Genomic DNA, 11,849 nt, shown 5'->3' on the forward strand with positions numbered 1-11,849 from the left:
CACCTATGGACGTCCCAGTTACCCCCAGACACCCCAAAGAAACTACCCCCATCTCTTCATCGGTTAGTCAATCTCGGAAAAGAATTGTGGAAACCCACTATCAGAACCTTTCAACGGTCATATAGTGAATGCACCTTAGAAAACCTTGAGGCTTTACCACCCATTAAGCCTCTTCTGTTAACTCTTCGCCTTGCGAGATGCCTGCTAGAAAGTTGCACCTCAATGACCACTTCATCTTCCTCGCCTGAAGCCAGTCCCCGTCAGAGACGAGAAACATTCAACACCCGCCTCGTGTTTATCATGGCCGCAATCGGCTCCGCGGTCGGCCTGGGTAACATTTGGCGCTTCCCCTACGTCGCCTACGAAAACGGCGGCGGCGCCTTCCTGATTCCCTACCTGGTTGCACTACTCACCGCGGGCATTCCACTACTGTGGTTCGACCTCGCCATGGGCCACCGCTTCCGCGGTTCCACTCCCCTGACATTCCGCCGTACCAGCAAGTACGCCGAGCCGATCGGTTGGCTGAAGGTGGGCGTGAACTTTTTCATTGCGGTCTACTACGCTGCCATCATCGCCTGGGCGGGCCTCTTCACCTGGAAGTCCATTGGCAAGACGTGGGGTGAAGACGCAGAGTCTTACTTCATGAGCGACTTCCTGAAGGTTGACGATTCCTCCGCCTGGACAGGCGACTTCGTCATCCCGATTCTGCTGGTCATGGCCGCAGTATGGGTGGTCTGTATCTTCACCCTTGCCCGCGGGATCAACGAGGGTATCGGCCGCGTCACCATGTTCTTCGTACCGGTGCTGATCGTCCTTTTCGTCGTTATGGTGGTCCGAGCCCTATTCCTCGAAGGTTCCGCCGACGGCCTGAACACGTTCTTCACCCCGGACTGGAGCGTCCTGTCCGATACCTCCGTATGGATCGCCGCTTACGGTCAGATTTTCTTCTCCCTGTCCATCGGCTTCGGCATCATGATTACCTATGCGTCTTACCTCAAGCCGCGCACGAACCTCACCGGCACCGGTATGGTGACGGCCTTCGCCAACTCCTCCTTCGAAGTTCTGGCCGGCATCGGCGTGTTCGCCACCCTGGGCTTCATGGCTGCACAGTCGGGCACCTCCGTCGAGGAATCTGTCTCCGGCGGCATCGGCCTGGCATTCATCGCCTTCCCGACCATCATCAATGAAATGCCAGCCGGGCCCCTGTTCGGCGTGCTGTTCTTCGGCTCCCTGTTCCTGGCTGGTATTACGTCGCTGATCTCCATCATGGAGGTCGTTATCTCCGCCGTGAAGGACAAGCTAAACCTGACCCGTGAGGTCGCCTCCATCACCATCGGTGGCGTCATGGCCGTCGTCTCCTGCCTGCTGTTCTCCACCACGTCTGGTCTGATCACCCTGGACATCATGGACAAGTTCACCAACAACCTGGGCATCGTGATCTGTGCCGTCGCCGCGGTTCTGAGCATTGGCTGGATCCAGGGGCGCCGTAACGAGATGGCGCAGCACCTCAACGCTGTTTCGGAGCTGCGCCTGGGTGTTGTGTGGCAGGCCTGCGTGTTCGCCATCACCCCTGCGGTGCTGCTGTACTTCCTGTTCGAGGAGATCCGTACTCTCCTCTCCGAAGGCTACGAGGGATACGCATCCGGGACGATCTTCGCTTACGGCTGGTTGGTGCTCATCATCATCGGCCTCGGCGCGGTGGTATGGAGCTTCGTGCCTTTCCGCGGCAACCTGTTCCTCGATGGTCTGCCGAGTTCGGACTACGGCGTGCCTCCAAAGGGTCGGCCGAGTGGCACTCCGAACCCGCTCGTCAATGGCGCTGCCACCGCCGCTACTTCTGCCACCGGCTCTAACAATGGCCCTAACAATGGAAAGGAACTGTCATGACCGGCCCCGCAATTCTCCTGATGGCCCTGTTCATTATCGTGATCTGGGGTGGGCTCGTTGCAGCGATTCTTATGCTCGCGAAAACGGATGACGCCACCACCGGCGAGCTGGGATCCGCACCCGGCACGGACAACGAGTCTCTACTCCAGGTGAACACATCCTCCGCGGCGCGTTAAGCCGCTGATAAACACGCCCCGGGGTGCGTCATAAACTCCCGTTTTGGACCTGCGTGAGGCAGAATAGGGAGAATGAACTCCCAGAACCCCCACGACAGGTCCTTTCCTCGTAAGGATGGCCGTGATTTTGCAGACTTTATCGCGGGTTCCCATCGAATGGATACGGAAAACATCCCAATACCGGGCGACGATAGAGACGAAGAGCGCCTCGGCCATGGCCAATTCGCTGACGAACCGCAGGCAGCCAAGCACCCAACCGTAAGCCCCGACTCCCCCGAGGCCGAGCTGGTCGAGGACAAGCGAGCAGAAACTGCCCCCACCGTGGAGGAAAAGGGGGACTCCTACGTCCAGGAGCGCAACACCGCCCGCGCCACAACAGGCATGGAGAAGCCACTGGATGAAGATCACGAGCCAGACGGAGAAACGGAAACTGACGATCGTCCTGGGCTTCGCTCGCACGCCGCAAAGGTCAAGAAGAAGGCCAAGAAGCCCGCTAAGAAGTCTCCTATCGATGAGGAGCTAAACCCTGAACTGCGCGACCGCGCGGAGGTCATCGGCACCACCGGTCGCTGGTTTGCAGGCTGGTGCTTGCGTTTCATCATCATCGCCGCAGCGCTGTATCTGGGATTCCAAGTGTTCGGCAAGCTCTGGGCCGGCATCTTGCCGGTCTGCCTGTCGGTGATCGTATGTACCGTGCTGTGGCCGGTCGTGCGTCTGCTCCGCAAGTTGAAAATCCCCAACAGCTTGGCTGTGCTGATTTCTATCCTGGGCTTCTTCGCCCTCATCATCGGCACCTTCGCCGCCATCGCACCTAGTGCCGTGGAACAGGGCAAAACGATCGTCAACCAGGCCAGCGACGGCATCGGCCGGATCCAGGACTGGCTGCAAGGACCTCCCGTGAACTTGCAGGAAAGCCAGTTCAACGATGGTGTCCAGCAGATCACCGATTGGCTACAGAACAAGTCCGGCGACATCGCAACAAGCATTGCCGCCTTCGGCACGGAGACCGCCTCCCTGCTGGTCACTCTCTTCGTGATGCTGGTGCTGACGTTCTTCTTCCTGAAGGACGGAGAGAACTTCCTGCCGATGCTGCGCCGCGTGACGGGCCGCCGCGTCGGCTGGCACCTGACCGAGGTCCTGACTCGCTGCTGGAACACCCTGGGCGGCTTCATCCGCACCCAGGCCATCGTGTCCGCCATCGACGCTATCTTCATCGGCCTGGGCCTCGTCCTGCTGAACGTGCCGCTGGCCGGCCCGCTGGCTATCCTGACGTTCTTCGGCGGCTTCATCCCCATGGTCGGTGCATTCGTCGCAGGTGCTCTGTCCGTGTTGATCGCGCTGGTGGCAGTCGACTTCAACACCGCCGTTATGGCACTGCTCCTGGTCATTGCCGTCCAGCAGCTAGAGGGCAACATCCTGCAGCCGGTGCTGCAGTCCCGCGCGATGAACGTTCACCCTGTCATCATCCTGCTCTCCGTCACCCTGGGCTCCACCCTCTTCGGCATCATCGGTGCCTTCCTGGCCGTGCCGTGCGCCGCTATGATCGCCGTGATCCTGCGTTACATGGGCGACCTGACGGACCTCGCCACGGGCGAGAAAACCTCCCAGGACATCGAATTTGCTACCACCGCCGGTTCCCTCACAGGCGAACAGTCGGAGCGTGCCGCCCAACGCTGGCAGGAGCTGCGCAAGGCAATGATGCTGAATAGCTCCGACAAGACTGATTCTGCCGATTCTGCAGATTCTTCCGAGACCACGACCGCCACAGCAGGCAGCGACGATCCTGCGGAGGCGGCGGCCGACGGAGGCGAGGGGGCGTCATCCCTCAGCGACAAGAGGGCACAGATCCGCGATAGGGTGCAGTCAATCTATAAGTCCCTCCGTGGCAATAACGAGTAGAGCGAGCCAAAGAAGTAGCATTACCCCGTGACCGAAAGCAGCCGACACAGAAGCAATAGCCGCTCCGTGCAGCGTGGCGTACGCAACCGCGGCATGGCTGAGGTGACGCACGATGATTCACCGGCGCACTGGTTCCCCGTCTGGGCGCCCGCGCTGGTGATGCTGGCCATCGTTTTCACCGGCCTGGTTCTCGCCAATGGCGATACCACAATCCCAACTCTTTTCTTTGGACTCTTCGCAGTCGGGATGATTGCCTCTACCATCTTCGTCGAGCCGCGCGGGCTGTTCATCACCGTCGCGTCGTTCCCACTGTTTTACCTGTTCGGATCGCTTTTGATTGGCTGGTTCAGTTCCGGTAGGGCGACGATTGCCAGCCGGAAGACGAAGGTCATCACCTCTATTTACCCCGCCATCGAGCACTACCTGTGGCTGCTGATCCCCTTCCTCGTCGCGCTGGGCATCGCGATTTTCCGCTGGTGGAACTTCCGCGAGTCCCTCACCCGCAAGGCCGCGAAGCTGGAGATGCAGCGCCGTCGTCGCAGCGAATCCGACCGCAGCAACATTGAGACCTACGGTCGCGCACAGGAGCGTTCGCATGCTCGGAGCCACGCGCGCAGAAGTACTCGTTCTTCTGATGACGCCCCCAGCTACGAACCGCGGAAGCGTTCAGAGCGGACGACACAGCGTATTACCCGCATCCCGCGGGGCGGGGATTCGGTTCCTGCCCCCTATCAGGAGCGCGCCGCCAGAAGCTTGGATAGGGATTCCGACAGGAGTTTCGATAGGGACGAGGAGTTCCTGCGGTTCGAAGAACGCTCCGGCAGCGATGACGTCCGTTCTAGCGCCAAGCGGGTAACCCGCAGCTCTGAAGAATTGCGCGAGAACGCTCAGCGCCGCCGGGTCCCCTTCCCGGAGCGGCGCATGTCCCCCAAGCGCTACCTCGATGACGAGCGCGACTAAACAGACGGGGGCTAGTTCTACCCCCCTTTGGCGATTTACATCGCGTTTTACTTCTGGGTGCGCGGCGGACGCAGCTCGCGTGGCAGGGAGAAGATCAGATCCTCCGTGGCGGTGGTGACTTCCTCCACTTCGCCATAGCCCTTCTCCGCCAGCAGCTCCAGCACACCGCGAACGAGGATCTCCGGCACCGATGCGCCTGAGGTCACGCCGACGTGCGTCACGCCATCCAGCCAAGCGGGATCGACCTGCTCCGCGTAGTCCACCAGGTGGGCATCCTGCGCGCCGTGCTGCAGGGCTACCTCTACCAGGCGCTTGGAGTTGGAGGAGTTCTGCGAACCGACCACGATCATGAGCTCCACCTTCGGCGCAATGGCCTTAACCGCTACCTGGCGGTTCTGGGTGGCGTAGCAGATGTCATCGGACGGCGGATCCTGGATGTGCGGGAACTTCTCGCGCAGCAGCTTCACGGTGGTCATGGTCTCGTCCACGCTCAGGGTGGTCTGGGAGAGCCACACCAGCTTCGTGCCCTCCGGGAAGTCCAGCGCATTCACGTCGTCCTCGCCGTCGACCAGGTGGACAACATCCGGGGCTTCACCCGCGGTGCCCTCGACCTCTTCGTGGCCGTGGTGGCCGATCAGGATGATCTGGTATCCCTGCTTAGCGAAGCGCGTGACCTCGTGGTGAACCTTGGTGACGAGCGGGCACGTGGCGTCAAAAGTCTTCAGCTCGAGCTGGCGGGCCTCCTCGTGCACCGCGGGCGATACACCGTGCGCCGAGAACACCACGTTGGAGCCGCGAGGGACCTCCGAGGTCTCGTCGACGAAGATCACGCCGCGATCCTCGAAAGTCTTCACAACGTGCTTGTTGTGCACGATCTCCTTGCGCACGTACAGCGGTGCACCGTGCTTTTCCAAAGCCTTCTCGACGGACTCGACGGCACGATCGACTCCGGCGCAGTAACCGCGCGGGGCAGCTAGATAAACCTTTTTAGTATCGGCAGTTGCCTCGGTAGTTGGGGTAGTCATGTGCCCCATCGTAATGGAAGTACCTGACAGTGCCCATCCCCTGCCCATCCCCTGCCCTTGCACTGCTCACCCACTGGTCATCCATTGGTCATCCGTTGGTGTCCGAGCCGTCATTTAGAATGCTTAACCATGAGCGTTCCAAACTCCCCTGAGGCCCCGTGGGCGGTCGGGCAGCTAAACGACCAGGTGAAGAACTGGATCCAAAGGCTGGGGTTCATCTGGGTCGAAGGCCAGGTCACGCAGGTAAACATGAAGAGCACCTGGCGGTTTTCCTACATCACCCTGCGCGATGTGAACCTGGAAGCTTCGGTCTCCCTGACCGTGGAAACGAGCGCGCTGAAGAACCTGGCCACTCCAGTAAAGGACGGCGACCGCATTGTCGTACACGGCAAGCCGTCGTTCTATTCCAAGCGCGGCAGCTTTTCCCTGTGGGTCACGGAAATCCGGCAGGTCGGTATCGGCCAGCTGCTCGCACAGATCGAACAGTTGAAGAAGGCCATGTTTGCCGAAGGCCTTTTCGACCCCCGCCTGAAGGCTCCCCTGCCCTTCCTGCCCACCACCGTGGGATTGATTACCGGCCGTGGTTCGGCGGCGGAGCGGGACGTGATGGAGGTGGCCAAACGCCGCTGGCCCGCAGTGCACTTTCGGGTGATTAACACCGCTGTCCAAGGCCCGAAGACGGTTCCGCAGGTCGTCGACGCTCTGCAAGAACTGGAGCGGGACCCGGCGGTCGACGTAATCATCGTCGCCCGTGGCGGCGGTTCGGTGGAAGACCTGCTGCCGTTCTCCGAAGAAGCGCTGGTGCGCGAGGTATCCCGACTGCGGACCCCGGTGGTTTCGGCCATCGGGCACGAGCCGGACAATCCCCTGCTGGACTACGTGGCCGACGTCCGCGCGGCCACTCCCACAGATGCGGCCAAGACGGTTGTCCCGGATGTGGTTCAGGAGCTGCGAATCATCAGCGAAGCACGCCAGCGCGGCGCCGGTGCCCTGCGCAACTGGGTGGCGCACGAACGCAAGGGGCTGGCTCAGATCCGCACCCGGCCCGTGATGGCGGACCCCAGCCTGCCGGTCACCCGCCAGAAAGACATCATCGCGGAGGCTCTGCAGCGCAAGGATCGCGCGCTCGGCGTGCATGTCCGTTCGCTGCGCTCCTCCATCGAGTCGCTGAAGGCGCAGGTCAATGCCCTGGGTCCATCCCAGACCCTAGCGCGTGGTTATTCCATCGTGCAGGTCATTCCGCGCGACAAATCTGGAGCCCAAGTGGTCACCACGGTGGATCAAGTTAATCCCGGTTCGCAGCTGCGCATCCGTGTTCCCGACGGATCCATCACGGCCGCGGCGATGGGTGTGCAGGCGGCGCCTGGGGGCGTCATAAATAAGAACAGCAACAAGACAGACAGCAGCACAGGAGAGGCATAAAACGATGGCGGACAACACCAATAACGGCACCAACAACACCAACAATGGCGAGCAGCAGAAGTTTCGCCCGCTCGACCAGCTGAGCTACGAGCAGGCACGCGATGAACTGGTGGAGGTCGTGAAGATCCTCGAGCTCGGGCAGATGAGCCTCGACGAGTCGCTGAACTACTGGGAACGCGGCGAGGAACTGGCCGCATACTGCGAGGATTACCTCAACGGCGCATCCAAGCGCATCGAGCAAGCACTACAGCAGCGCGAGGCACGCAACGCCGCGGCACAGAACGAGGGCTAGCGTGCGTCGGTGACATCAATTGGCTGCGTCGCAGCGATCTTCTCCGCGGCAGTGCGAGTCTGCTCGTGGGAGGCCATCGCCTCAAGAGCCAAGCGCACATCCCCCAGGTCAGCAACCCACAGCGGGCGAGCATCCTCGCCGGTGAAGACGTGCCACTCGACGTCCCCCGTGGTCTCCGTGCCAGTCTCTTCCCGCACGGAATCATCAGGCTTGGAGGCGGCCTTAAAGTCGGCTCCGGTTTGAGTCAAGGAAATGTAGCTCTCCCCGTTAATAACCCAACCGACCAGGCTCGACGGCTCGCCGCCGACCATCACGCGGCGGGCGGAATTGGCCACCCAGCCCTCCGGCATCTCCGGGTTACGGATGGGGAAATCGAAAGTGCGGGCATCCATCTGCAGCACAGTATCCGCATCGACCTCCTGCACAGGACCCGATCGATCAGCCTCTCCAGGGTTAAAGGAGCACAGGCCCGTGAACCCGACCGTCAGGAACATGGCAACCAACAGCACCACCAGGGAAAGCACAATGTCCTTGGTGGATTGAAACGCACGGGGTTTTTGAATCTGCACGCCCGCCATTATCGCATTGCCTCCGCTGGCCTGGCCAAATCAACCCTAGGTTGGGCTGGGCTGAACCCTGGGTTGGGCTGGACGGCGAAACTTAAGGCGCAGCATCAGACAGCGTCCGGGGTAAATGAGGCACAATGGAAGAAGAGTGGAAACAATTACCTATCAGCCACCAATCAGCAACAGAAAAGAGCTTGAAGATCATGTCTACTGAGCACATCCCTGCTGTCTCCCCCAACCCGGAGGCTCCGGACCGCAACCTGGCGATGGAGCTGGTCCGCGTGACGGAAGCCGCCGCCCTCGCCTCCGGCAAGTGGGTTGGCCGTGGACAGAAAGAATCCGGTGACGGCGCGGCCGTGGATGCGATGCGCCAGATGATCAACTCCGTGGAAATGGACGGTGTTGTCGTGATCGGCGAGGGCGAGAAGGACGAAGCCCCCATGCTGTTCAACGGCGAGCAGGTCGGCACCGGCAACGGCCCGGCGGTGGACATCGCCGTCGACCCGGTCGACGGCACCACCCTGATGGCCGAAGGCCGCCCGAACGCCATCTCCGTGATCGCCGCCGCCGAGCGCGGATCCATGTACGACCCGTCCGCAGTGTTCTACATGAAGAAGATCGCCGTTGGCCCAGAGGCCGTAGGCAAGGTGGACATCGACGCTCCGGTCGCCGACAACATCAACGCCGTCGCCAAGGCCAAGGGCACCGTCCCGGGCGACATCACCGTCGTCGTGCTGGACCGCCCGCGTCACGAGGATCTGATCCGCGAAATCCGCGAGGCCGGCGCGAAGGTCCGCCTGATCGGTGACGGCGACGTTGCAGGTGCCGTGGCAACCGCCCAGGACACCTCCACCAACTCCGTGGACATCATGATGGGCATCGGCGGCACCCCGGAGGGCGTTATCGCCGCCGCCGCCATGAAGTGCATGGGCGGCGAGATCCAGGGCAAGCTGTGGCCAAAGGACGAGGCGGAGCGCCAGAAGGCCCTCGACGCAGGCCACGACCTCGACCGTGTGTTGACCACCAACGACCTGGTGAACTCCGAGCACTGCTACTTCGTCGCCACCGGCGTGACCAACGGCGATATGGTGCGCGGTGTCTCCTACCACCAGAACTCCGCCACCACCCGTTCCCTGGTCATGCGCTCTCGCTCCGGCACGATCCGCTTCATCGAGTCGCAGCACCAGCTGGCGAAGCTACAGTCCTACTCCGTGCTGGATTACACCCGTAACTAGCCCTTTTTATGACGCCCCCACGCCGCCGCCGCGCAGCAGGCCTTTTAGGTAGATTGGGCGGTGTCCGTGCGGGGCACGAAAGACTATCCGCTTTCCCACGGTTCCCGACTTTGAGCCCTTCGGTGGGTTCGGAGCGGGAGGCGTCAAAAAGCTAAGAAGATAAAGGTGATGAAAGAATGACCGAGCAAGAATTCCGCATTGAACACGACACGATGGGCGAGGTTAAGGTTCCCGCGAAGGCTCTGTGGCGTGCGCAGACGCAGCGTGCCGTGGAGAACTTCCCGATCTCCGACCGTCCGCTGGAGTCCGCACAGATCCGCGCGATGGGTCTGCTGAAGGCGGCCTGCGCGCAGGTAAACAAGGACCGTGGCCTGCTGACCGACGAGCAGGCGGATGCCATCATCTCCGCCGCCAAGGAAATCGGCGAGGGCAAGCACGACGCTGAGTTCCCGATCGACGTGTTCCAGACCGGCTCCGGTACCTCTTCCAATATGAACACCAACGAGGTCATCGCCTCCATCGCCAAGAACAACGGCGTGGAGATCCACCCGAATGACCACGTGAACATGGGCCAGTCCTCCAACGACACGTTCCCGACCGCCACCCACGTGGCCGCCACCCAGGCTGCCGTCAACGACCTGATCCCGGGACTAAAGGTCCTGCAGGAGTCCCTGGCAAAGAAGGCCAAGGAGTGGGAGACGGTCGTGAAGTCCGGCCGCACCCACCTGATGGATGCCGTCCCGGTAACCCTGGGCCAGGAGTTCTCCGGCTACGCCCGCCAGATCGAGGCAGGCATCGAGCGCGTTGAGGCCACCCTGCCCCGCCTGGGTGAGCTGCCGATCGGCGGTACCGCAGTCGGCACCGGCCTGAACACCCCGGCTGACTTCGGCGCGAACGTTACCGCCGAGCTGGTGAAGCTGACCGGCGTGGAGCAGCTGCGTGAGGCAGAGAACCACTTCGAGGCACAGGCTAACCGCGATGGCCTGGTTGAGTTCTCCGGTGCTATGCGCACCATCGCTGTCTCCCTGAACAAGATCGCCAACGACATCCGCTGGATGGGCTCCGGCCCGCTGACCGGCCTGGGCGAGATCCACCTGCCGGACCTGCAGCCGGGCTCCTCCATCATGCCGGGCAAGGTCAACCCGGTTCTGTGTGAGACTGCAACCCAGGTCGCTGCACAGGTCATCGGTAACGACGCTGCCGTTGCCTTCGGCGGTTCCCAGGGTGCGTTCGAGCTGAACGTGTACATCCCAATGATGGCCCGCAACGTGCTGGAGTCTGCGAAGCTGCTGGCCAACACCGCCCGCGTTTTCGCAGAGAAGCTGGTCGACGGCATCGAGCCGAACGAGGAGCGTATGCGCACTCTGGCTGAGTCCTCCCCGTCCATCGTTACCCCGCTGAACTCTGCCATTGGCTACGAGGCTGCGGCGAAGGTTGCTAAGACTGCTCTGAAGGAAGGCAAGACCATCCGCCAGACGGTTATCGACCTGGGCTTTGTCGACGGCGAGAAGCTGACCGAGGAGGAGCTGGATAAGCGCCTCGACGTCCTGGCTATGGCAAACACCGACCGCGACAAGTAGGCGAAAACTAAGTACTGACGCTGTTGCGGGGCCAGCCGGCTAGTTGGCTGGCCACACTAGCTTCTGCGGCGCTGGCTCGGGTGGCCACACTTGCCGGGTCATCCTGGCTGGCCTGCATGCCGGGCCGACACACCCGCTGTTATTTTCCGAAGGCACTAGTAGGCATTAGCGCTACTGGTAGGCACTAGCCACCGCCTTGGAGGAGCGACAGCGGGTTTTCCTATGTCTGACCGCGGCCAGCCCCGCCTGCACCTTTCCTGTCCCTCCGCCTTACTTCCATCCCGGCCTCTTCTGCCCCTTTTAGTTCCCTTTCGCCGCTCCCATAGAGCCAAAATGTCGTTAGAACGGGAATACGCACGGCGCCGCAGCCGACTCCGGAAAATCAAAACCCTCTGACCTGGGCTTTTACGTTACTGGAATTTGATCCCATTAACGGATTCCCGTTCTAGCGACATTCAGCCTCTCCAGCACCGACCAATACCCACTATCTGCCGTCACGTCGTCAACCAACCACTATCCTTCAGAAGCTATTGGTCACACCAACACCACACGTTTCATAGATGTCGGAAAAGTTGCAAAAGTCCTCCCCTCCAGAATTGGCCCCTTCAGCAACACCCCCGTGACCTGCACTTTTACACTATTGAGAATTCGCCCCGACAAGGTTGTGCAACTTTTCCGACATTTAGCCCACCGGAGTGCAACTTTTCCGACAGTTACACCTCCGCAATGGAACTTTGTGACCACGCGAACAACCGCGTGCCCACCCACGCTCCTAGGGTCAAGTCCGGTGTAGTGGTGTAGCCGTTT

General features: G+C 61.3%; 10 protein-coding genes. 8 read left to right on the forward strand and 2 right to left on the reverse strand.

The genetic code is table 11. The features are described from left to right. Positions 1-222: 222 nt before the first annotated feature. The 4 genes from HMPREF3166_RS06175 (at position 223) to HMPREF3166_RS06190 (ending at position 4,922) form a co-directional block, all read left to right on the forward strand. The gene (locus HMPREF3166_RS06175; RefSeq protein WP_070488222.1) at positions 223-1,887 is read left to right on the forward strand and encodes a sodium-dependent transporter; all 1,665 of its coding nucleotides are present in this window, start codon (positions 223-225) and stop codon (positions 1,885-1,887) included. Then, the gene (metS, locus tag HMPREF3166_RS06180) at positions 1,884-2,063 is read left to right on the forward strand and encodes a methionine/alanine import NSS transporter subunit MetS (RefSeq protein ID WP_035005767.1); all 180 of its coding nucleotides are present in this window, start codon (positions 1,884-1,886) and stop codon (positions 2,061-2,063) included. The genes HMPREF3166_RS06175 and metS overlap by 4 nt, the downstream gene beginning before the upstream one ends. A gap of 72 nt (positions 2,064-2,135) precedes the next feature. Continuing rightward, positions 2,136-3,962 carry an AI-2E family transporter gene (locus tag HMPREF3166_RS06185; protein WP_070488224.1) on the forward strand — a complete coding sequence of 609 codons (1,827 nt, stop codon included), beginning with the start codon at positions 2,136-2,138 and terminating at the stop codon, positions 3,960-3,962. 27 nt (positions 3,963-3,989) lie between these two features. Continuing rightward, a complete protein-coding gene (locus tag HMPREF3166_RS06190; protein WP_035005771.1) occupies positions 3,990-4,922 on the forward strand; it encodes a DUF6542 domain-containing protein in 933 nt (310 codons plus the stop codon). A gap of 47 nt (positions 4,923-4,969) precedes the next feature. Here HMPREF3166_RS06190 and HMPREF3166_RS06195 read toward each other — a convergent pair whose 3' ends face one another. Continuing rightward, complete coding sequence (locus HMPREF3166_RS06195) at positions 4,970-5,956, reverse strand: 4-hydroxy-3-methylbut-2-enyl diphosphate reductase (RefSeq protein WP_035005773.1); 987 nt, start codon at positions 5,954-5,956, stop codon at positions 4,970-4,972. A 120-nt stretch (positions 5,957-6,076) separates the two neighbouring features. On the opposite strand from HMPREF3166_RS06195, the gene xseA reads away from it, so the two are divergent. Both xseA and HMPREF3166_RS06205 read left to right on the forward strand, forming a co-directional pair. Then, positions 6,077-7,369 (forward strand): exodeoxyribonuclease VII large subunit, encoded by a 1,293-nt coding sequence (gene xseA / locus HMPREF3166_RS06200; RefSeq protein WP_070488225.1) that lies wholly within the window; start codon positions 6,077-6,079, stop codon positions 7,367-7,369. Positions 7,370-7,373: 4 nt separating this feature from the next. Continuing rightward, entirely contained in the window at positions 7,374-7,661 is a 288-nt protein-coding gene (locus HMPREF3166_RS06205; protein WP_049049124.1) for an exodeoxyribonuclease VII small subunit, read from the forward strand. Here HMPREF3166_RS06205 and HMPREF3166_RS06210 read toward each other — a convergent pair. After that, positions 7,658-8,239, reverse strand: coding sequence for a DUF4245 domain-containing protein (locus HMPREF3166_RS06210; protein WP_070488227.1), 582 nt, complete (start codon positions 8,237-8,239; stop codon positions 7,658-7,660). The two genes, HMPREF3166_RS06205 and HMPREF3166_RS06210, sit on opposite strands and share 4 nt — an antisense overlap. A gap of 191 nt (positions 8,240-8,430) precedes the next feature. Between HMPREF3166_RS06210 and glpX the strand changes: the two genes are divergently transcribed. Both glpX and HMPREF3166_RS06220 read left to right on the forward strand, forming a co-directional pair. Then, positions 8,431-9,462 (forward strand): class II fructose-bisphosphatase, encoded by a 1,032-nt coding sequence (gene glpX, locus HMPREF3166_RS06215; RefSeq protein ID WP_035005801.1) that lies wholly within the window; start codon positions 8,431-8,433, stop codon positions 9,460-9,462. A 176-nt stretch (positions 9,463-9,638) separates the two neighbouring features. Beyond that, positions 9,639-11,042: a class II fumarate hydratase gene (locus HMPREF3166_RS06220; protein ID WP_049049125.1), complete on the forward strand. Its 1,404-nt coding sequence runs from the start codon at positions 9,639-9,641 to the stop codon at positions 11,040-11,042. Positions 11,043-11,849 lie beyond the last annotated feature (807 nt).

It is taken from the genome of Corynebacterium sp. HMSC08A12, from assembly GCF_001807485.1.
Classification (GTDB): Bacteria; Actinomycetota; Actinomycetes; order Mycobacteriales; family Mycobacteriaceae; genus Corynebacterium; species Corynebacterium evansiae.

Coding starts and splice junctions, on each gene's coding strand:
- xseA (WP_070488225.1), top strand. CDS start 6,077: ATGAGCGTTCCAAACTCCCCTGAGGCCCCGTGGGCGGTCGGGCAGCTA.
- HMPREF3166_RS06220 (WP_049049125.1), top strand. CDS start 9,639: ATGACCGAGCAAGAATTCCGCATTGAACACGACACGATGGGCGAGGTT.
- HMPREF3166_RS06205 (WP_049049124.1), top strand. CDS start 7,374: ATGGCGGACAACACCAATAACGGCACCAACAACACCAACAATGGCGAG.
- HMPREF3166_RS06185 (WP_070488224.1), top strand. CDS start 2,136: ATGAACTCCCAGAACCCCCACGACAGGTCCTTTCCTCGTAAGGATGGC.
- metS (WP_035005767.1), top strand. CDS start 1,884: ATGACCGGCCCCGCAATTCTCCTGATGGCCCTGTTCATTATCGTGATC.
- HMPREF3166_RS06210 (WP_070488227.1), bottom strand. CDS start 8,239: ATGGCGGGCGTGCAGATTCAAAAACCCCGTGCGTTTCAATCCACCAAG.
- glpX (WP_035005801.1), top strand. CDS start 8,431: ATGTCTACTGAGCACATCCCTGCTGTCTCCCCCAACCCGGAGGCTCCG.
- HMPREF3166_RS06195 (WP_035005773.1), bottom strand. CDS start 5,956: ATGGGGCACATGACTACCCCAACTACCGAGGCAACTGCCGATACTAAA.
- HMPREF3166_RS06175 (WP_070488222.1), top strand. CDS start 223: ATGACCACTTCATCTTCCTCGCCTGAAGCCAGTCCCCGTCAGAGACGA.